Consider the following 20369-nt stretch of genomic DNA (forward strand, 5'->3'; position numbering starts at 1 on the left):
TCGGCCCGGTTCGTCCTGAGCCGGTTCGGCTTGAGCCGGATCAGCTCGGGCCGGATCAGCGTGGGCCGGCTCAGCCCCGGCGGACCGTGATCGTCGTCCAGGCTCCGACGTGGACCCGGTCGCCGTCCTTGAGCGGGACGGGGATGTAGGGCTTTATCGGGTCCTCGGCGCCGTTGATCGTCGTGCCGTTGGTGGAGTTCTGGTCGACCACGGACCAACTGCCGTCCGGCTGGTGGACCAGGACCGCGTGCTGGTGCGAGACGCCCGGGTCCTCCGGCGGGACGGACAGATCGATGTCGGGTGACTCGCCGGTGGAGTGCCGGCGGCGGCCGATGGAGACCTGGGCGCCGGCCAGGGGAAGACGCTGCTCGGGGGAGTACGCCGGAAGATTCAGCCCGGTGGCCTCGGGACCGCTGCGCTGCATCATCGCCCTGAAGTACTCACGGTCGGGCCCGATGACCGCCGACCAGTTCGCGGAGGGAGCCGGTGCCAGCCCCTGGGGCCCCTGCTGCTGGGGCGCGTGGAGCTGCGGGGCATGGACCTGAGGAGCGGGCGCCTGAGGGGCTGGAGGGGCCTGGGGAGCAGGGAACTGCGGGGCCTGGGCGATCTGGGGGGCCGGAGCCTGGGCCGCCTGCTGCGCCGGTGAGGGCGGTGGCAGCATCCAGTCGTCGTCGGCCGTGGACCGGGGCACCGGCGGGGCCGGTTGCCGCTGCTGGAACACCGGCGGGGCGGGCGGGCCCTGCTGCTCGGGTGCCAGCGGCTCGGCGGGCCGGTTCAGCTGGGAGGGGCGGGAGCTCTGGTATTCGTACGGCTCCGGCGGCCGGGGCGCCTGCTGGGCCGTGAAGCCCGGCGGCAGCGTGAGCCCGGGCACAGGGGTGCCCGGACCAGGGGCGCCAGGACCCGGGGTGCCGGGACGGGGGCCGCCGGGGCCCCGTACCGGGCTGTCCGGTCCCGGCCTCGGCGCCAGCGGGGTGTACGACGTCGCCGTGTTCGTCAGGAAGTTCCATCTGCACTCCTCGCAGAACGGAGCCATCGACTCGCGCGGGGTGCGGCACTGCGGGCAGAGCTCGGCCTGGGCGGTGGCGCCGGGGTCCGGCGGATAGCCGTAGCCGGGCGGCGACGGGGGAGACGGGGGCACGGCCCCGGCGGGAGCGCCGGGGCGGGGCATGCGGTGGCCGCAGACCTCGCACCAGTCGTCGGAACCCGACTGGTGTCCGTTCGGGCAGGTCGGCATGTCGGCGCTTCCCCCTCTCCTCGTCCGGCCCGGAGGCCGTTGCTCGCTGCTACGTCGTTCGCTGCTACTTCTTGACGCGGACGGTCTTGGTGGAGCGCGTTTCGAGGGTCATCTCGTCCGCGTCCGCCACCCGCGCCTTCAGCCGCACAGTACCGGTCGCCGCATCGACCACGTCCACCACCTTCGAAAGCAGTTTCGCCGTATCGGCGTTCCCCGAAGCGGCGGCGAGCTGCACCGCGCGACCGAGTTTCGCCGTCGCACCGTCGGAATCGCCCGACTTGCGCGCATCGAGACCCTGTTGGATCACCTGGGCCAGCTCGGCCTGGCCGGTGTAGTGCGCGACCTGCGGGTTGATGGAGGTCGAGGCCGCCATGTCGTCCGTCCACACCGCGCGTACGAGCCCCTGCGACAGCACCTCGGGGGCGCCGCCCCCGCCCGGCGCGGGGAGGACCAGGGAGACCCGGGCGGCCAGCATCTCCTGGCCGATGGCGGCCTGCGGTACTCGTACGCAGATGTGGTAATCGCGGGATTCGTCGCCCCAGGAACCGGTCGGGTAGTCGCCGGCCCGGGGCCCCGCCTCGGTGCGCCGGCCGGTCAGGTCCTCGACCGTGGGCGCCACCTGCTTCACGAAGCCCATCTCCACCCCGACGGGTGTCCAGAGCCGCAGTGCCACGTCCGCGACCTCCTTGCCCATCGCGTTCTCCATCATCCGCGTGAAGTCCGCGGCGAGGCCCGCCGGATCGGCGACGATGTCGGAGGTCCCGAGCAGCGCGGAGGCTATGCCGGTGACTTCCTTCACCTCCCAGTCCGTACCGACGCCTCTGGCGTCACAGGTGAAGCGGCCCGCGCAGGCGTCGAGCGAGGCCTTCAGGTCCTCGGGGGCCTCGTGCTCGTTGCGCCCGTCGGTGAGCAGGATGCCGTGCCGGATCGGGACATCGGCCGAGGCCAGCAGCCGGTCGGCCAGCCGCAGCCAGGTGCCGATCGCGGTGCCGCCGCCCGCGCTGAGCCGGCGCAGTGCCTCCTTGGCCTGCGCTCGCGTGTACGCGTCGGCGACCGCGAGCCGGCCGTTGCCCGGGAACACCTCTTTCGCCATGTGCGTACCGCCGACCACCGCGAAGGCGACGCCGTCACGCAGGGTGTCGATGGCGGCGGCCGTCGCGTCGCGCGCGTTGCGCATCTTCGTCGGCGGGTAGTCCATCGAACCCGAGCAGTCGACCATGATCACCACGGCCGCGTTCGGACGGTGTCCGGGCAGGGCCGACGGGGTGGATGAGGCACCGGCCGAGGCCATACCGCCGGTGGTGCCGCCCCCGGTGGAGGTGACCGTGACGATCGCGTTGACCTCGCGTCCGCCCTCGGGCAGGTACTCGTTCTGGTACACGTCGACGGAGAACCGCGGCACGGTCGACTTGGAGAAGTTCGCCATCAGTATCGGCTCCTTGACACGCCACACGACAAAGACAAATGACAGGTGAGAAGGGGATCACGCCGTGCTGTGGGCGGATCCTGCCCCGGGCGGAGGAACGGCGAACGGCAGGAGGGCGACGGTGACGTTGTCATGGCCTCCGCCGTCGAGTGCGTGCCCCACCAGTACCTGGGCCGCGTGCAGCGGCCGGCGGGCCGCGTCGGCGGGTACGGCTCCGGCCATCTCCTCGGCGCCCTCCGCGTAGTTCCACAGACCGTCCGTGCAGACCACCACCACACCGGGGCGGTCGGGCTTGAAGGACGCCGTGTGCGGCTCCAGTTCGTACGCGTCGGCGCCGAGCCAGCCCGTGATCGCGTGGGCGCGCTGGTCCGCGTACGCCTCCGCCTCGTTCATCAGACCGGCCGCGACCATCTGCGCCGCCCAGGAGTCGTCCTCGGTGAGCCGGGCGGGCGGCCCCGACCGGTCGTCGGGCACCCAGTAGGCGCGGCTGTCACCGACCCAGCCGATGACCAGCAGCCCGCCCGCCACCACCGCGCCGACGATCGTGCACGCGGGGGCGTTCTGCTGGCGGTGCGGCTCGTGCTCCGTGATCCCGGCCTCCGGGGCGAGGGCGTTGACCGCTTCGGCTGCGGTGACGATCGCCTCGTGCATGGCCTGCTGCGGATGCGTACCGCGCGGCAGGGCGTCCAGCAGCGACTCGTTCGCCGCGGCGGCGGCCGCGGCCGATGCCTCGTCGGGGCGGGTCGCCGAGGACACACCGTCACAGACGATCGCGATGACGGCGGGCGAACCGTCCGGCAGCGCGGCGGACGAGACGGCGAACGCGTCCTCGTTGCGGTGATGGCGCAGCCCCCGGTCGCTGACCGCGGCCACCGCGTCGAGCTGCTGTTCCATGTGGTCGCGTTCGCGCGGCTGGGCATGGCCGCAGTTCTCGCAGTAGCCGTCCGTGTCCACCCGGCCGGCCCGGCAGGCCACGCAGAGCTTGGTGCCGGCCGGGGCCACGACGGCGGGATCCGCGGTGCGCGGATCGGCCGCGGCCGGCCCGGCCGACGCCGCCTGGACGGCGTCCCGGCCCGCGGTGCCGTGGCCCGCCGGGTCCCGGCTCGACGCGTCCCGGAGCACGGCGCCGGTCGCCGCTGGGGCCTGTCCCGGTGGCGGTGTGCCGGGCGCGGGCAGTTCGAAGTCCCCGGAAAGCCGGTCCAGTTCGGACGGGCTCTGGGTACTGCCCGTCCCGGCGGCGGTGGGCCAGTTCACGGCGCCGGGCACGGCACCGGCCGGAGTGCCCGTCGCCGGCCGTCCCGTCGCCGGCCGTCCCGGTTCCCGCTGACCGGTGTCCGCCCGCTCCGCGTCCAGTTGTCCCGCGCCGGGGATGACGAGGGTGGGGTGGTCGGCCGCCGGTGGCGGTACGGCCGACAGGTCGTACCCGCATGCTCCGCAGAACAGGTCGCCGGACTCCAGCGGCTCCGCGCAGCTGGGGCAGGTCGGCCGAGCGGCCGACGGGTCCATCTGGGACATCATCACACCCACGTCCGGGGGCGGAAACGGTTGGCCCGTTCCACCAGTTCGATCCTCTCCTCGCCGCGCTGAGCGAGCCGGGCGAGTACCCGGTACGAGCGTTCCAGTCCGAAACGCAGGCCACGTTCGTCGAGCGAGCTGCCGAGCAGGGTGGTGGATGCCACCACCTGGCCGCCCCGGCCCCCGGAGAGTACCCAGTCCAGGGCCGTGCCCAGTACCTCGGCGGACAACCGTTCACGGCGTACGGCGTCGAGACCGAACTGCGCGAGCGCCTCCAACTGTCCTCCGGCCGCCCGCAGATCGTCCAGCAGCGGGTCGGCGGCGACGCGTCGCCGCAGCCGGGCGCGCACCGCGGCGACCCGCGCCGCCGTGTAGTGGATCGACGCCTCGGGCACGGACTCCAGGGTCCGTACGGCACCGGTCCGGTCACCGGCCGCCAGCTGCACCCGGGCCAGGCCGAACGCGGCGCTGACGTAGCTGGGGTCGGTCGTCCACACCAGGCGGTAGTACTCGGCCGCGTTGTCCAGCTGACCGAGCACCTCGGCGCAGACCCCCAGCGCGAGCTTCGGGGCCGGCTCGCCGGGGAACGCGTCGTAGACCGCGTCGAAGGAGAGCGCCGCCGTCTCGTGGTCGCCGGTGATGAGGGAGGCGAGACCCCGGTACCAGACGACCCGCCAGTCGTCGGGATGTTCCGTCTCCAGGGCCAGGAGGGCTTCGACGGCGGTGTACGTGTCCCGGTTCTCCAGCCAGGCCCGCACCTGGCGCAGTCCGCGTTCCACCGATTCGGCGGGAGCGGCGGCCAGAGCGGAGATCAGTTCGGCGGGGGCGGCGGCCAGCAGACCGGCCAGGAATCCGGCGTTCGGGTCGTTCGGGTCGACGCGGGGGACGGGGAGCGCCAGCGCGGTCGCCCGGGCGTCGAGCGCCGCGAGCCGGGGTCCTTCGCCGGCCGGCCGGCCGGGCGGGGCGAGGACACCCGGCGCCCGGGGGGCGGGAACGGTGCCCGCCGCCCCCGGCGCAGCCGGGTCGAGCCCGGCGGCCCCGGCGGAACCCGGCCGGGAGCCCGGCGCCGGCAGAGCAGTCGGCAGAGCGGCGGGCTGACTTCCCTGCTGAGCCACCTGAGCCACCTGAGCCACCTGAGTCCCCTGGGGCCCCTGAGCCCCCGGCCAGGAGCCAGGACCGCCGGCCCCCGGCGGCAGTGCCGGTGCGGGCACGCCGCCGCTGACGCCCGGGGCGCCCGGGGAGCCCGCCGTGACCGCCCGTTGACGACGGCCGAATCGGCCACCGCCCCCGGCCGGCTCGGCCCGGGCGCCCAGCCGCGAGACGTCCTCCGTCAGCTCGGCGAACAGCTCCGTGTCCGTGACGCGCAGTTCGGGCCCGAAGAGCGTCGAGAGCGCGGGGCGCGGGCGGCCCGTCTGGAGCGCGACGACCTCCCGCAGCACACCGGTCAGCTGCTCCGCCATCTCCCGCGCCGAGGAGAACCGCCGCGCCGGGTCCGGGTCCGTCGCCCGCACCAGCAGGCGGTAGAAGGACTCGTACGTCCGGAAGACCTCGATGTTGTCCGGGTCCGGGAGCGAGTCGACGAAGACGTTCGTATAGCCCTGGAAGTCGAAGGCCAGCACTGCCAGGGTGCGCGCCACCGTGTACAGGTCGGACGCCACCGAGGGGCCGACCTCCGCGACCTCCGGCGCCTGGTATCCGACCGTCCCGTAGATCGCCGACTCCTCGTCGTCCATCCTGCGGACCGCGCCCATGTCGATGAGCTTGAGCTGGTCCTCGGTCTGGATCGCGTTGTCGACCTTGAAGTCGCAGTACAGCAGATTCCTGCTGTGCAGGTGCCCGAGGGCCTCCAGCGCCTCGATGCCGTACGCGCACGCCTGCTCCACCGGCAGCGGATCGCGTTTGCCGCCGCTCCGCCGCCCGTTGGCGATCTCCTTGAGCGACATGCCGCCGACGTACTCCATGACGATGTAGCCGTCCATGGAGCCGGTGCGCTGGTCGAGGTGTTCCACGAAGTTGTAGATACGGACGATGTTCGAATGCTCGATCTCGGCGAGGAAGCGGCGCTCGGAGATCGCCGCCTCCATGGCGTCCTGGTCGCCCGTGTCGAGCAGGCCCTTGAGCACCACCCAGCGGTCCGAGACGGCGCGGTCGATCGCCAGATAGACCCAGCCCAGGCCGCCGTGGGCCAGGCAGCCCATGACCTCGTACTGGCCGTGCACGATGTCGCCCGTGATCAGCTTCGGCACGAACGAGTACGGGTGGCCGCACTTGGTGCAGAACCCTTCCGTACGCCCCGGCCGGTCACCGCGCGCCCGGCCGACCGGCGCCCCGCAGTCGGAGCGCGAGCAGTACCGCTTGCGCTCGGGCACCTCGGGCGTCTCCATCACCGCGGACCGCGGATCGGGACGCGGCACGTCCGGTACGTCGACCAGACCGGCGCCCAGCCGGCCGCGCCCCGATGTGCCCGTGGACGGGCCGGAGCTGCGCACCGACACCGACCGGGAGGAGAGCGGGCCGGAGAGCGTGCGGGACAGCCGGCCGGAGACCGAGCGCCGGGAGGTCGAGGAGCGCGAGGTAGCGCGCGCCGAGGCCCGCGAGGAGGAGCTCGAAGAACCGCTCCTGCCGGAGCCGCCGCCGCTCCGGCCGCCGCCCGTGATGCCGGTCGGCGGTGAGGCCAGCGCACCGCCGGCGGAGACGGCGGGCGCCAGACCGCAGGTGTCGCAGTAGAGTTCACCGCCGCCCATGTCCTCGTACGAGCCCTCGCACCCGGGACGCCCGCATTCGTTCGTACCGCTCATCGTTCCCCCCGTTCGTCCTCTGTCGGTCGTGACGCGTGCCCGGCCGGCGCGGGCCCGCGCGGGGCCAGGACGTCCGACGCGGCCCGCTGATAGCGCAGCACCGCCTGTTCGGCGACGCGCAGATCGCAGGGCGCGCTCCACAGCATCCTGCGGGCCGCGTCGTACCGCTCGATCAGCAGAGGGTCCTCGGCCAACCCGTGCCGGGCGACCTTCGCCTTGTACGCGTCCAGCCGGCCGCGCAGCTCCGCGCGCACCGCCAGCGGAGCGGTGACCGCGCCCAACGACTCGCGGGCCCGCAGCAGTTCGTCCTCGGCGTCCCGCTCCAGTGCTTCGAGCAGCGGCGAGAGCCTGTTCCACCAGGCGTGTCTGCGGTATTCGGCGGCCGTGGACAGCCGCTCCTGGAGCGCGGTCGGCGGACCGCTGACCGCCGGTACCTCGGACGCCGCGATCTTCGCCAGCACCTCACCACGGGCCGTCCGCGCCTCGCTGAGGGTACGGTCCGCGCGCGACAGCATGTCGCGCAGCCGCATCAGCCGCTCCTCCGAGTCCTGCCGCACCGCGAGGACCGCTTCGGTCTCACGCCGTACGTCCTCCAGGGCGCGGGCCGCCCGGTCGTACCGCCCGGTGTCCGGACGGCCGCCGCCCGGGGCGGAACTGCCGGGCGCCGGGCGCCAGAACTCCAGCGGATCGGACACCACCTGGGCGCGCAGCGCGGTCAGCTCATGGGTGATCGACTCCAGGTCGTCGCCGGCCGGATGCTCGCCGGGCCGCACACCGACGGAGTGCGCCAGCGACCGCGTGCGGCGCAGCTCCGCCGAGAGGAGATCGATCCGGGCCGGCAGCGCGGACCACACGGCGTCGGCGGCCACGACCATGTCCAGCGCGTGCGCGTACAGCTCGTTCATCCTGGCCACCAGCTCCGCGAGCGAGAAGTGCTCGGAGAGCTTGACGGGACCGGTGAGGGAGGAGGGGATCTGCCGCTCGGCGGCGCCGGCGACGGTGACCCCGCGGCCGCGCAGGATCTCGGTCAGCTCCGCCAGGTCGTCGTGGTTCGGCCAGCGGCGCCTGGCGCGCACCTCACGGGCGGCGGTCAGGGCGGCGGTGTAGTGGTCGAAATAGTTCCACAGCAGGGTGATCGACCGGTCCGCGACGGTCCAGCGCTCCTGGGTGACCCCGGTCAGCTCGGCCCCTTCCAGGAGCCTGCGGCCGGAGTGGTCCTGGAGGGCGAGCAGCGAGGTCTCGATCGCCTCGTGCTCCGCTTCGAGGCGTGCCAGGGCGCGGTCCACCTCGTCCCGGTCCATGGCGCCCATCGATCACCTCTCCGCTCTTGTCCGGCTGTCCGGCTGTCCCGCTGTCCCGCTGTCCCGGCTGTTCCGGTCTTCCCGGTCACGCCGGTCGGGTCCGGTCGTGCCGCCGCGTCCTGTCCTGTCCGGTGCTGTCCGGTCCTGTCCGGCCGGAATCCCTAGCCCGTCCGGTAGGTGGCGGCCGGCGGCGCGGTGATCCCGGGCAGTCCCGCCTCCAGCCACTTCCGGTACGACACCATCCACGGGCTGTTCGCCCCGCCCGCTCGATACCCCACCAGCACCTGGTTCACCCGGCGCACCAGATCGTCGTTGCCGAGCTTGGCGGCGACGCCGTAGTACTCGGTGGTGAACGGCTTGCCCTGGAGTGCGACCGCCGGGTCCTGCGCCGCCTGCCCCGCCGCCAGAGCGTTGTCCGTCACCACCGCGTCGACCTCGCCCAGCTGGAGCCTGACCAGGCAGTCGAGCTGGTTGGGCACCGTCAACCGGTCCTCGTCGGACGGCTGTCCGTCGTGCGGGTCCTTGAATATCGCGCCGAACGACTTGCTCTCCAGCGCGTCGTACGCCGTCGAGCCCTCGGCCGTGCAGACCCGCTTCCCGGCGAGCGACGAGTCGTACCCGGTGACCGCCGAGCCCCGGGGGGCGAGCACCTGCTGGCCCGCCTGGAAGTAGGCCGTGGAGAAGGCGACCTGCTTGATCCGGGTGCAGTTGATCGTCATCGTCCTGACGACCAGGTCCACCGTGTCGTTCTCCAGCGCCTGGACCCGCTGATTGGTCGGGATGGCGCGGAACACGATGGCGTTCGGGTCGCCGAGTATGTCGTCCGCGATGGCGCGGGCGAGATCGATGTCGAAGCCCTCGATCATGCCGGTGGCGGGGTCGCGGTAACCCCACCGGTAGCTGTTCTGGTCGATACCGACCCGCAGCTTCCCGAAGGTCTTGATCTTCTCGATGGTCGGCCCGTCCGCGCCGGACGGCGGCAGACCGGCCTCCGGATTCACGCAGGTGTCGGCCTTGGCGGGCACGGCCGTGGCGATCCGCTGCGCCCCCTGCGCCGGGCCGTCCGCGACCGGGCCGTCCGCGACGCCGTGGGCCAGTGGCAGCAGGGTGAGGGCCGCCGTCAGCACACACGCGGCGGCCATGGCGGTGACGCCGCCCCAGCCTCGGAGCCCGCGGGACCGGCGGGGCCTGTCCATGGAAGTCATCCCTCCCCCTCTCACCGGTACTCCGACAGCCTGCGGCCTATGCCGAGGATCGCGCCCACCGCGGCCACCACGGCGAGCAGGCCCGCCCCGATCGCGAGTCCGGTCAGCGCGCCGCGCCCTGCCGACGCGGACCGGGTGAATTCCTTCTGCTCCTGGGCGAGTGCGGCGCCCAGGGCCGCGTCCACCTGGTCGAACGACTGGCCCGTGGAGTCCTTGCCGCCGATCACCTTCGCCAGGGCGCCTTCGTAGTCGCCCTCCTGGTCGGTGGTCCTGGCCGACTTGTGGCGCTCACGCCACTGGGCCACCGAGGCGATCGCGTCGGCCACCGGCTTGCCGCCCGCGCTGTCGTCGGCGAGCTTCTCCGCCTCGCCGAGCGCGCTGCTGAGCTTGTCCATGCCCGTGTTGTAGTCCGTCTCGTACTGGTCGTTCCTGCCGTCCGCCGTGAGGACGGCGCCGCGCGCCACCAGCGTCAGGTTCTCGTTCGCTCGGGCCTTGAGCGAGTTGATCCGGGCGTCGTTGAGGACGTTGAGCGACTTCTGCCCGTGTGCCTGGGCGTTGTTCAGCTCGGTCCGCGCGACGGTCTGACCGACGGCCAGCCAGAGCAGCAGGACCGTGGCCGCCGCCGTCGCGGCGAGCAGACCGTGGTTGAACACCCGGTTCGTCCGGAGGTAGTCGCGCCGCTGGGCCCGCAGGAGAACGGCGAATGCCAGCGCCCCCAGCGCCAGCGAGACGTACGGCCACAGCCGCGCGTCGTCGCTGTCCCGGGCGAGCCGGCCCGTCTCCGCCGCGTACAACTTCTCGGCGGCGGGCAGCAGTTCGTCGGCCATCTGCTGGTTGGCGTACCGCAGGTACGCGCCGCCCAGCGGCAGTCCCTGCCGGTTGTTCGCGCGGGCCCGCTCGATGAGCCCTGTGTAGCGGGGCAGTTCCTCGTTCAGCGTGGCGATCTGCCGGCCCGAGTCGGTGGAGCTGTCCGTATTGGTGGCGGCCTTGACCAGCAGCCTGGACGCCGTCCGTATGTCCTGCTGATAGCGCTTCTGTACGTCCGCCGGTTCCTGCGCGCCCGCCAGGAAGCCGCTCGCCGCCGCCGTGTCGGCGTCGGCCAGCGAGCGGTAGATGTCCGCCGCGTCCGCGCTCAGGGGCTGACTGTGACTCACCACGTTGTCGGCGGCGGAGAACCGGTCGGCCGCCTCCCACGCCGTCACCGCTCCGAACAGGAGGGCCAGCAGGGCCAGCGCCGCTCCGACGACCCGCAGCCGGCCCGGCTCGGTCGTCGCGCCGGCGCGCAGCCGCTCCAGCCCCTCGGCCCAGGCGGCACGGCGCGCGGGCGACGGCGCCGACGGTGGCGGCGCTCCCGGTGGCGGCGACGGCAAGAGCACATTCGGCGGATGTGTCACGTGACCTCCCCCTTGGTCATCTGACGACGGCGGCCGGCCCCCAAGCGGGTCGGGGGAACGACTCCCGGCCAGCAGTATGGCCGTCGGGACTGACAACCGCACCACGCTTGACTGGATCTTGTCCGTGCCGAACGTGTCGCGGCTGTTCGCACCCTCACCATCAATACGCCGCGACGGCAGGTCCGGTTCCCCCACGAGCGTGTGCGTACGGGTGAGTTTCCGCGCGTGCGTTCCCGTGTATGCGTCCTGTGCGGGCATTCCGGTGCGGGAGTTCCGCGCGTACGCCGCCGAATCCCCGCACGCGCCCGGAGGCCGGGGGAGGCCGGGGAATCAGCGGCGTCAACTCACCTGTGATGCCAGGCACATGGCCCGTGGTCAGGCGTAGTGCGCCCCCAGCCGGGCGTGCGCCTCGGCGCTCGCCCCGACGTGGTCGAGGCCCAGCTGCGCCGCGCCCAGCACCGGCGGCGCGGTCACCACGGAGACGACCGCCTTCGGCGCCTTGGCCGCCAGCAGTTCCGCGATCCGCTCGTCGAGCTGCGGATGGCGCGCCGCCAGCACACTGCCGCCCAGCAGCACCGGCACCTCCTCGGCGAGCAGGCCGAGCTTGCCGAGCGCCACCGTCGACAGCGCCACGACCTCCTCGGCCAACCGGTCCACCACCGAGCGCGCCACCACGTCGCCCGCCGCGCTCGTCGCGAACAGCACGGGCGTCAGCTCATGCCGGCGCGCGTACGGGATGCGCCCCAGGTGCAGCGCCTCGATCAGCTCGTACATCGTGCCGAGGCCGAAGTGCCCCGGCACGGTCCGCACCAGCTCCGTCGGCTCGCCCCGGCCGTCCTCCGCCCGCGCCGCGAACCACAGCGCCTCCTCGGCCAGGCCGGAACCACCGCCCCAGTCACCGGACATCCGTCCGATCGCGGGGAACCGGGCGGTACGGCCGTCCGGCAGCATCCCGACACAGTTGATGCCCGCGCCGCAGACGACGGCCACCCCCCGTGGCTGAGCGCCGCTCGGCAGCCCCGCCCGCAGGATCGCGAAGGTGTCGTTGCGTACGTCGGTGGTGCGGCCCCACCCGCGCGCCTGTACCGCCTCGGCCAACTCCTTTTCCTCGACCGGGAGATCGGCGTTGGCGAGGCAGGCCGACACATGGTCGGCGAAGCCCCGCCCCGGCAGGCCCGCCGCGTCGACGGCCTCGGCGACCGCCAGCGCCAGCGTGTCGATGGCCGCCTCGATCCCGACGACCGGCGGCTGGAAGCCGCCCCCCCGGGCCGCGCCCAGCACCGTACCGTCGGCGCCGATCACGGCCACATCGGTCTTGCTGTTCCCGGCGTCGACGGCCAGGACACTCGCGTGTCCCACCGCCCGCCCGGCCATGTCCGTACCCACACCGGTATCCATGCCCGTATCCACGCTCAGACCCACGGGAGGTGCTCCCGGTTGTGTGCGATCAGCCGGTCGGTCAGCGCCTCTGCGTACTCGTACTGCCCGATCAGCGGGTGCGAGAGCAGCGCCCGGAAGACACGGTCGCGGCCGCCGTGCAGGGCGGCCTGGAGCGCCAGGTCCTCGTACGCCGTGACGTTCGCGATCAGGCCCGCGTAGAGCGGATCCAGCGCGGGGACCGCCAGCGGCACCGCGCCCGCCCGGGAGACCTCGGCCTGGACCTCGATCACGGCGTCGTCGGGGAGGAACGGCAGCGTGCCGTTGTTGTACGTGTTGACCACCTGGACCGGGCTGCCACCGCCGCGCAGCAGCGACGCCGCCAGATCCACCGCCGCCTCCGAGTAGAAGGCACCGCCGCGCTTGGACAGCAGCTCCGGCTTCTCGTCGAGCGCCGGGTCGCCGTACATCGCCAGCAGCTGCTTCTCCATCTCGGCCACCTCGGCGGCCCGGGACGGCTTGGTGCCCAGCTCCCGTACGACCTCGTCGTGCGCGTAGAAGTAGCGCAGATAGTAGGACGGCACGACGCCGAGCCGGTCCAGCACCGCGCGCGGCAGACGCAGATCGGCCGCGAGCGCGTCACCGTGCTCGGCCAGCAGGCCGGGCAGCATGTCCGCGCCGTCCGGGCCGCCGAGGCGCACGCCGCGCTCCCAGGTCAGGTGATTCAGCCCGACGTGCTCCAGGTACACCTCGGACGGCGCGACGTCGAGCAGCTTCGCGAACCTGCGCTGGAAGCCGATCGCCACATTGCACAGCCCGACGGCCTTGTGACCGGCCTGGAGCAGCGCCCGCGTCACGATCCCCACCGGGTTGGTGAAGTCGATGATCCACGCGTCGGGGTTGGCCCGCCGGACCCGCTCCGCGATGTCGAGGACCACCGGCACGGTACGCAGCGCCTTGGCGAGCCCGCCGGCACCGGTCGTCTCCTGCCCGACACAGCCGCACTCCAGCGGCCAGGTCTCGTCCTGGTTACGCGCGGCCTGCCCGCCGACACGCAACTGGAGCAGCACCGCGTCGGCGTTCGCGACGCCCGCGTCCACGTCCGAGGTGGTGGTGATCCGGCCGGGGTGACCCTGCTTGGCGAAGATCCGCCGCGCCAGCCCGCCGACCAGGTCGAGCCGGTCGGCCGCGGGGTCGACCAGCACCAGCTCCTCGATCGGCAGGGTGTCCCGCAACCGCGCGAATCCGTCGATGAGTTCGGGTGTGTAGGTGGATCCTCCGCCTACCACTGCGAGCTTCATTCTTCTCAGCCCTTCACTCCGGTCAGTGTGACTCCCTCGACGAACGCCTTCTGGGCGAAGAAGAACACGAGGATCACAGGGGCCATGACCAGTACGGTCGCGGCCATGGTCAGATTCCAGTCGGTGTGGTGCGCGCCCTTGAAGGACTCCAGGCCGTAACTGAGCGTCCAGGCGGCCGGGTTCTCGGAGGCGTAGATCTGGGGGCCGAAGTAGTCGTTCCAGGCGTAGAAGAACTGGAACAGCGCCACGGCCGCGATCCCCGGCTTCGCCATCGGCAGCACGACCCGGATCAGCGTACGGAATTCACCGCACCCGTCCACGCGCGCCGCGTCCAGGTACTCGTTCGGGATGGTCAGCAGGAACTGCCGCAGCAGGAAGATGGAGAACGCGTCGCCGAACGCCATCGGGATGATCAACGGCCAGAGCGTGCCCGACAGGTCGAGCTGCTTCGCCCAGAAGAGGTACATCGGAATGATGATCACCTGGGGCGGCAGCATCATCATCGAGATGACGAGCATCAGCGACAGCCGGCGGCCCCTGAAGCGGAACTTGGCGAGCGCGTACGCCACCGGGATCGAGGACACCACCGAGAGGACGGTGCCGAGCCCCGCGTACAGCAGGGTGTTCTTCCACCAGGTCAGAAAGCCCGGTGTGTCGAAGACCTCGGCGTAGTTGCCCCACTCCCAGCTGTTGGGCGTCAGATCGCGGGTGAGCGCCTGCTGGTCGCTCATGACCGACGTCAGGAAGAGGAAGACGAACGGCAGCACGAAGAAGAGGGCCGCCGCGACGCCCAGCGCGTGCACGCCGATCCAGTGCAGTGCCGCCCTGCGCCGCGCGGTGACGGCGGCGGGTGTGCGGCCGGGCGTGCGCTCCGGTGCGGCCGTCGCGGACGGGTCGAGTACGTGGGTCATGTCAGTCACCCGCTCCGATCAGGCCGCCGCGCCGCCGCATCAGGAGCGCGGTGAAGGCCATGGCCAGCACGAACAGGACGAGCGCGACGACACACGCCGAGCCGTAGTCGAAGCGCTGGAAGCCGAGGTTGTAGACGAGCTGCGGCAGCGTCAGGGTGGACTTGTCCGGATAGCCGGGCTCGAACTGCTGGCCCGAGCCGCCGATGATCCCGGACGCCACCTTTCCGGCGACCAGGGGCTGCGAGTAGTACTGCATCGCCGAGATCACCCCGGTGACCACGGCGAACATCACGATGGGGGAGATGTTCGGCAGGGTCACGAACCGGAAGCGCTGCCAGGCCGACGCGCCGTCCAGCTCGGCCGCCTCGTACTGCTCCTTCGGTACGTCGAGCAGCGCGGCCATGAAGATCACCATCAGGTCGCCGATGCCCCAGACGGCCAGCACGGTGAGCGCCGGCTTGGACCAGGACGGGTCGTTGAACCAGCCGGGGGTGGGCAGGCCCAGCTCCCCGAGGATGGTGTTCACCGGCCCGGTGCCCGGGTTGAGGAGGAACACGAAGGCGAGGGTCGCGGCGACCGGCGGCGCCAGATACGGCAGGTAGAAGAGGGTGCGGAAGACTCCCGCGCCGGTCTTGATCCTGGTGATCAGCAGGCCGATGCCGAGACCGAAGAGCACCCGGCAGGCCACCATGACGACGACGAGCCAGAGGGTGTTGCGCAGCGACGGCCAGAACATCGGATAGTCGCTGAAGACGTACGACCAGTTCCCGAGACCCCTCCAGGTGGCCGCCCCGAACCCGTCGTACTTCATGAAGGAGAAGTAGACGGTCGAGATCAGCGGATACGCGAAGAAGACAGTGAAGCCGATCAGCCAGGGCGACATGAACGCCGCCGTACGCAGCGCCGACCTGCGGCGCTTCGAACGGAGGGTGGGCGCGTGCGTGGACATCGGGTGATTCCCCGGCCCGCTACTTGGCCTGCTCGATGTCACGGTCGATCTGCGCGGCGGCCTTCTCCAGGCCCGCCCGCAGGTCCTTCACCCCGCCCTTCTCGTACTGGTAGCCGAAGTCCTGGAGCGTCAGCTGGTACGCCGAGCCGTTGAGCGCGGCCGGCGGGGTGTTGGACTTCGGGTTCTGCGCGATGTCCAGGAAGGTCTGGAAGCGGGGGTCGAACTTCAGGTCGGGCGAGGTGAGCGCCTCGAAGGTCGACGGCACGTTGCGGATGCCGTTGGCGAACTCCACGACGGCCTGGGTGTCGGTGGTCATGTACTTCACCAGCTCCCACGCCGCGTTCTGCTTCTCGCTCTGCGGGGCGATGCCCATGATCGTGCCGGAGAGGAAGCCCTTGCCGTAGCTGTCGGCCTCGTCGTCGGCGACGGGCATCGGCGCGACACCGATCTCGAACGGCACCTTGGCGTCCTCGGCCATCCCGAGCCGCCACTCGCCGTCGAGCTGCATCGCGACCTGGCCCGTGTGGAACGGGTGCTTGGCGCCCCACTCGTCACCGAAGGTGGAGCGGAACTTCTCCAGCTTCTCGTAACCGCCGAGGTCGTCGACCAGCTTCTTCTGGTACGTGAACATCTTGGCGAAAGCCGGGTCCTTGGCGACGTCGGACTTGCCGTCCTGGTCGAAGTAGGCGTGGTCCCAGCTCGACATGTAGTGGTCGACGACCGTCTCGTAGCCGTGGTAGGTCGGCATGAGGCCGACCTGCTCGTAGCTGTCGCCCTTGGTCTTCGTGAGCTTCTTGGCGTCCTCCGCCAGCTCCGACATGGTCTTCGGCGGGGCGGTGATCCCGGCCTCCTTGAAGGCGTCCTTGTTGTAGTACAGCCCGTACGCGTCGCTGAGCAGCGGCAGCGCGCAGCGCACGCCCTCGAACTGGGTGTACTCCAGCAGCACCTTCGGGAAGGTCTTCTCCAGGTCCAGCTTCGACTTCTCGATGAACGGCTTCAGGTCGGCGAAGGCACCCGACGAGCAGAACTTGCCGACGCTGGAGGTGGTGAAGGAGGACACCACGTCCGGGCCCTTCGAACCGCCCGCGCGCAGCGCCTGGTTGAGCTTGTCGTCGTTGATGTTGCCGACGACGTCCACCGAGATGTTCGGGTGGGTCTTCTCGAACCGGTCGATGTTGTCCTTGATCGCCTTCACCTCGGCCGGCGCGCTCCAGCCGTGCCAGAAGGTGATCGTGGTCTTCGCGTTCGGGTCGTCGGTCGCGCCGGTGCCCGACTGGCCCGTACACCCGGTGGCGATGACGGATATCGCGGCGACCGCGACGGCGGACGTGATCAGACGGCGGTTTCTGGGCATGGCGGTACTCCCGGGGGATGGGTCGGGTGCGGAAGGGACGTACGGGACGCGGGTACGGCTGATACGGGTACGGCTGATACGGGCACGGCGGTCCGGGCACGGAACGCGGGTACGGGGGGCGGCGGTTGGGCGGGGGCGTGCGGGCGGGTGTGCGGGCTAGCGGGAGGTGTCGAAGACCTCGTCGCGGGTGGTCGCGAGGGCGCTCTCCAGTGCGCCGCGCACCACGGGGCGGTCCTGGACCTCGCCGATGACGAGCCGGGGGCGGGACGCGGCGAGTTCGGCCAGCTCCTCCTGGACGAGCGCGCGCAGCGGCTCACCGCCGGCGGCGGTCACCCCGCCCGCGAGGACGATCAGTTCGGGGTCGAGGACGGCGGTCACCGAGGCGAGACCGGTCGCGACGCGCTGGGCGAACAGCCGCAGCAGCTCGGCCAGCCGCGCGTCCTCCCGGTGCCCGCCGGCGGCCCGGGCCAGCAGGCCCGCCGCGACCTCCGCGTACGGCTGCTCGGCGGTCTCGATGCCCAGCGATCCGGCCAGCCGGGGCACGGACTGCGCGCCCGCCAGCTCCTGGAAGCCGCCGCTGTTCGCCTTGACCACCTGGCGCACCAGCGGGGTGCCGGGCACCGGCAGGAAACCGACCTCGCCGGCGCCCCCGGTGAAGCCCCGGTGCAGCCGTCCGCCGATGAACAGGGCGGCTCCGAGGCCTTCCTGGTTCCACAGCAGGACGAAGTCGTCGTGGCCCCGGGCCGCTCCGAGCCGCTGCTCGGCGACCGCCGCGAGATTGACGTCGTTCTCGTACTCGACCGGCATCGCCAGGGCGGCGGCCAGCTCGCCGAGCAGGGCGGGGGAGTGCCAGCCGGGCAGGTGGGACGCGTACCGCAGCCGCCCGGTGGACGGGTCGAAGGCGCCCGGCGTCCCGATGACCACGCGGTGCACGTCGGCGCGGGCCAGACCGGCCGCCCGCACCGCGCCGTCCAGGGCTTCCGTCACCTGCCGTACGACACTGTCGGCGCGCCGGCCCGGGGTGGCCAGCTCGAACTCGCCGACGGTGGCCCCGGTGACGTCGGCGACGGCGGCGAGGATCCGGTCCGGGTTCACGTCGAGCCCGGCGGCGTACGCGACGCCCGCGTTCACCGCGTACAGCTGCGCGTTGGGTCCGGGCCGCCCTTCGGTGGTACCGGTGGCGACGACCAGCCCGGCCGCCTCCAGCCGCGCCAGCAACTGCGAAGCGGTCGGCTTCGACAGTCCGGTCAGCTTGCCGATCCGGGTGCGGGAGAGCGGCCCGTGGGCCAGTAGCAGATCGAGGGCGGCCCGGTCGTTCATGGCACGCAGCACCCGGGGCGTCCCCGGCGAGGGAGGGGTGGAACCGCTCGCTCCGGTCACCACGTAGCCACCGACCTTTCGACTGTTCGCTTCCCTGACGTCACTGTTAGGAAAGTTTCCTATCGGGTTGCGAGGAAACTAGGCCGGACCTCCGGAGGCCGTCAATACCTCTCGACGCACGACACCCCCGCGGCAACCAAAGCGTTACCTGCGGGGGTGTGGAAGACGGGGCCGGACGCGCGGCCGTAACAGACGCGAGGGGGGCGACACCGGGCGCGCCGGCTGCCACGTCACAGCTGCCACCTCACCAGCTGGTACGTCACCAGCCGCTACGTCACCAGTCGCTACGTCGCCGACGCTACTTCGCCAGGTTCGGCGGCGGGGCCAGCGGGGACGCCGTCAGCGACTGCGGCGACGACGGGTTCGCCAGCGCGGACGGCGCCGCCACACCGGCCGTCGGGTCCGCCGGAGCCGGCTCCGCCTCCGGCGCCAGACCACCGACGATCCGGATGCCCTCCTCGTCGAAGGCGTGCTTGATCCGCCAGCGCAGCTCACGCTCCACCCGCAGCGCCTGGCCGGGCATCGTCTTCGCCGAGAGCCGTACGGTCATCGAGTCCAGCAGCACCGAGTCCAGGCCGAGCACGTCCACCGGGCCCCACAGCCGCTCGTTCCACGGGTCGTCCTTGGCCATGGTCTCGGCGGCCTGGGTGATGACCGTACGGACCCGCTCCAGGTCCTCGGACGGGCGGACCACCACATCGACGGCGGCCGTGGCCCAGCCCTGGCTGAGGTTGCCGATCCGCTTCACCTCGCCGTTGCGCACGTACCAGATCTCACCGTTGTCGCCGCGCAGCTTGGTCACCCGCAGCCCGACCTCGATCACCTCACCGGACGCCACGCCCGCGTCGATGGTGTCCCCGACGCCGTACTGGTCCTCCAGGATCATGAAAACGCCGGACAGGAAGTCGGTCACCAGATTGCGCGCGCCGAAGCCCAGCGCGACCCCGGCGACCCCCGCGGAGGCCAGCAGCGGGGCCAGATTGATGTTCAGCGCGCCCAGCATCATCAGCGCCGCCGTGCCCAGGATCAGGAACGACGTGACCGAGCGGAGGACCGAGCCGATGGCCTCGGAGCGCTGGCGGCGGCGCTCGGCATTGACCAGCAGACCGCCCAGCGCCGTGCCCTCGACCGCCTGGACACTGCGGTTCATCCGCTCTATCAGCTTGGTCAGCGCCCGCCGGATCACATGCCGCAGAACGAGCGCGATCACCAGGATCAGCACGATGCGCAGGCCTATGGAGAGCCAGACCGACCAGTTCTCCTGCACCCAGCTCGCGGCGTCGGTCGCCCGGTCCGCCGCCTCGTCGAACGTGACGGGCTCGGACGACGGACCCGCGGCGAGCGGGGCGGACCAGGACACGACAGGAACCTCCAGGTTTGCGGGCGGACCAACCACACTAACGGGGCAGTGCGGCAGCTCCCCCGCTCCGCTCCCTGGAGAGACACTCCTCACGTATGCCCCGTCCCGGCCTCACAGGGGCCTTGTGCGCGTTGGGGAGTCGCCTGTGGTCCAGAACACTCCCAGCCTGTTACCCGGACGTGGTGGCGCTTCGACCAGGCATGAGGAGAGACTGGAGCAGATCGTCCCGGCGCGAGCCACGTGCCGCCGGCGTAATAGGAGGCATCCGTGCCGCATGTCCTGGTCCTCAACGCGTCGTACGAGCCCCTCGGCGTCGTACCGCTCCACCGCGCGCTCGTCCTCGTACTGGAGAACAAGGCCACCAGCCTCGAGGAATCCGGCGCCTTCATGCACAGCGCGACCCGTGTCATCCCCGCACCCAGCGTCGTACGGCTGAAGCGCTTCGTGCGGGTCCCCTACCGGGGGCCCGTTCCGCTGACACGCCGTGCGCTCTTCGCCCGCGACGGCGGACGCTGTATGTACTGCGGTGGGGTCGCGACCAGCGTCGACCACGTCATTCCACGCAGCCGTGGCGGGCAGCACGCGTGGGAGAACGTGGTGGCGGCCTGCCGCCGGTGCAACCACGTCAAGGCGGACCGGCATCTGCGGGAACTGGGCTGGCGGCTCAACCAGCCGCCCGCACCGCCGTCCGGGCTCGCCTGGCGGATCATCGGAACCGGCCACCGGGACCCGCGCTGGCTGCCCTACCTCCAGCCGTACGGAGCGGAGGACGCGATGGCCCGGATCGACGGAGTGAACGCGCTGTGAGCTGACGGGCACGGGGGCGCGGCCGGTGCGCCCCGACGCTCCTCCGTGCCCCGTCGT

15 protein-coding genes are annotated in these 20369 nt (G+C 71.9%); 1 reads left to right on the forward strand and 14 read right to left on the reverse strand.

Annotation, left to right across the window (positions count from 1 at the left end; all coding sequences use genetic code 11):
* Positions 1 to 70: 70 nt before the first annotated feature.
* From ACIBAE_RS05425 to ACIBAE_RS05490, 14 genes are all read right to left on the reverse strand, one after another.
* On the reverse strand, positions 71 to 1234 hold the full coding sequence (locus ACIBAE_RS05425; RefSeq protein ID WP_399282475.1) for an FHA domain-containing protein: 1164 nt from the start codon (positions 1232 to 1234) through the stop codon (positions 71 to 73).
* A gap of 64 nt (positions 1235 to 1298) precedes the next feature.
* On the reverse strand, positions 1299 to 2660 hold the full coding sequence (locus ACIBAE_RS05430) for a VWA domain-containing protein (RefSeq protein WP_399282476.1): 1362 nt from the start codon (positions 2658 to 2660) through the stop codon (positions 1299 to 1301).
* Between the two features lie 57 nt (positions 2661 to 2717).
* Positions 2718 to 4175, reverse strand: coding sequence for a protein phosphatase 2C domain-containing protein (locus ACIBAE_RS05435; protein ID WP_399282581.1), 1458 nt, complete (start codon positions 4173 to 4175; stop codon positions 2718 to 2720).
* A 2-nt stretch (positions 4176 to 4177) separates the two neighbouring features.
* Positions 4178 to 6973 (reverse strand): tetratricopeptide repeat protein, encoded by a 2796-nt coding sequence (locus ACIBAE_RS05440; protein WP_399282477.1) that lies wholly within the window; start codon positions 6971 to 6973, stop codon positions 4178 to 4180.
* Positions 6970 to 8274 carry a hypothetical protein gene (locus ACIBAE_RS05445; protein ID WP_399282582.1) on the reverse strand — a complete coding sequence of 435 codons (1305 nt, stop codon included), beginning with the start codon at positions 8272 to 8274 and terminating at the stop codon, positions 6970 to 6972. Before ACIBAE_RS05445 ends, ACIBAE_RS05440 begins: the two co-directional genes overlap by 4 nt.
* Before the next feature lie 161 nt (positions 8275 to 8435).
* Complete coding sequence (locus ACIBAE_RS05450) at positions 8436 to 9470, reverse strand: glutamate ABC transporter substrate-binding protein (RefSeq protein WP_399282478.1); 1035 nt, start codon at positions 9468 to 9470, stop codon at positions 8436 to 8438.
* 20 nt (positions 9471 to 9490) lie between these two features.
* On the reverse strand, positions 9491 to 10873 hold the full coding sequence (locus ACIBAE_RS05455) for a hypothetical protein (RefSeq protein ID WP_399282479.1): 1383 nt from the start codon (positions 10871 to 10873) through the stop codon (positions 9491 to 9493).
* A 375-nt stretch (positions 10874 to 11248) separates the two neighbouring features.
* Positions 11249 to 12271: an N-acetylglucosamine kinase gene (locus ACIBAE_RS05460; protein ID WP_399282480.1), complete on the reverse strand. Its 1023-nt coding sequence runs from the start codon at positions 12269 to 12271 to the stop codon at positions 11249 to 11251.
* Between the two features lie 14 nt (positions 12272 to 12285).
* Entirely contained in the window at positions 12286 to 13551 is a 1266-nt protein-coding gene (locus tag ACIBAE_RS05465) for a 6-phospho-beta-glucosidase (RefSeq protein WP_399282481.1), read from the reverse strand.
* Positions 13552 to 13556: 5 nt separating this feature from the next.
* Positions 13557 to 14462, reverse strand: coding sequence for a carbohydrate ABC transporter permease (locus ACIBAE_RS05470; protein ID WP_399282482.1), 906 nt, complete (start codon positions 14460 to 14462; stop codon positions 13557 to 13559).
* 1 nt (position 14463) lies between these two features.
* Positions 14464 to 15411: a carbohydrate ABC transporter permease gene (locus tag ACIBAE_RS05475; RefSeq protein ID WP_399282483.1), complete on the reverse strand. Its 948-nt coding sequence runs from the start codon at positions 15409 to 15411 to the stop codon at positions 14464 to 14466.
* A 19-nt stretch (positions 15412 to 15430) separates the two neighbouring features.
* Complete coding sequence (locus ACIBAE_RS05480) at positions 15431 to 16765, reverse strand: ABC transporter substrate-binding protein (protein WP_399282484.1); 1335 nt, start codon at positions 16763 to 16765, stop codon at positions 15431 to 15433.
* Positions 16766 to 16921: 156 nt separating this feature from the next.
* On the reverse strand, positions 16922 to 18085 hold the full coding sequence (locus ACIBAE_RS05485) for an ROK family transcriptional regulator (RefSeq protein ID WP_399282583.1): 1164 nt from the start codon (positions 18083 to 18085) through the stop codon (positions 16922 to 16924).
* Between the two features lie 358 nt (positions 18086 to 18443).
* Entirely contained in the window at positions 18444 to 19505 is a 1062-nt protein-coding gene (locus ACIBAE_RS05490; protein ID WP_399282485.1) for a mechanosensitive ion channel family protein, read from the reverse strand.
* Between the two features lie 267 nt (positions 19506 to 19772).
* On the opposite strand from ACIBAE_RS05490, the gene ACIBAE_RS05495 reads away from it, so the two are divergent.
* Entirely contained in the window at positions 19773 to 20312 is a 540-nt protein-coding gene (locus ACIBAE_RS05495) for an HNH endonuclease (protein ID WP_399282486.1), read from the forward strand.
* Positions 20313 to 20369: the final 57 nt, after the last annotated feature.

The organism is Streptomyces sp. NPDC051569 (assembly GCF_044454085.1).
Lineage (GTDB): Bacteria > Actinomycetota > Actinomycetes > Streptomycetales > Streptomycetaceae > Streptomyces.

Bases quoted from the DNA above. Each gene is read 5' to 3' on its own strand.
- ACIBAE_RS05460 (WP_399282480.1), bottom strand. From the start codon at position 12,271: ATGGATACCGGTGTGGGTACGGACATGGCCGGGCGGGCGGTGGGACAC.
- ACIBAE_RS05430 (WP_399282476.1), bottom strand. From the start codon at position 2,660: ATGGCGAACTTCTCCAAGTCGACCGTGCCGCGGTTCTCCGTCGACGTG.
- ACIBAE_RS05475 (WP_399282483.1), bottom strand. From the start codon at position 15,411: ATGTCCACGCACGCGCCCACCCTCCGTTCGAAGCGCCGCAGGTCGGCG.
- ACIBAE_RS05435 (WP_399282581.1), bottom strand. From the start codon at position 4,175: ATGTCCCAGATGGACCCGTCGGCCGCTCGGCCGACCTGCCCCAGCTGC.
- ACIBAE_RS05485 (WP_399282583.1), bottom strand. From the start codon at position 18,085: ATGAACGACCGGGCCGCCCTCGATCTGCTACTGGCCCACGGGCCGCTC.
- ACIBAE_RS05470 (WP_399282482.1), bottom strand. From the start codon at position 14,462: ATGACCCACGTACTCGACCCGTCCGCGACGGCCGCACCGGAGCGCACG.
- ACIBAE_RS05480 (WP_399282484.1), bottom strand. From the start codon at position 16,765: ATGCCCAGAAACCGCCGTCTGATCACGTCCGCCGTCGCGGTCGCCGCG.
- ACIBAE_RS05425 (WP_399282475.1), bottom strand. From the start codon at position 1,234: ATGCCGACCTGCCCGAACGGACACCAGTCGGGTTCCGACGACTGGTGC.
- ACIBAE_RS05445 (WP_399282582.1), bottom strand. From the start codon at position 8,274: ATGGACCGGGACGAGGTGGACCGCGCCCTGGCACGCCTCGAAGCGGAG.
- ACIBAE_RS05440 (WP_399282477.1), bottom strand. From the start codon at position 6,973: ATGAGCGGTACGAACGAATGCGGGCGTCCCGGGTGCGAGGGCTCGTAC.
- ACIBAE_RS05465 (WP_399282481.1), bottom strand. From the start codon at position 13,551: ATGAAGCTCGCAGTGGTAGGCGGAGGATCCACCTACACACCCGAACTC.
- ACIBAE_RS05450 (WP_399282478.1), bottom strand. From the start codon at position 9,470: ATGGACAGGCCCCGCCGGTCCCGCGGGCTCCGAGGCTGGGGCGGCGTC.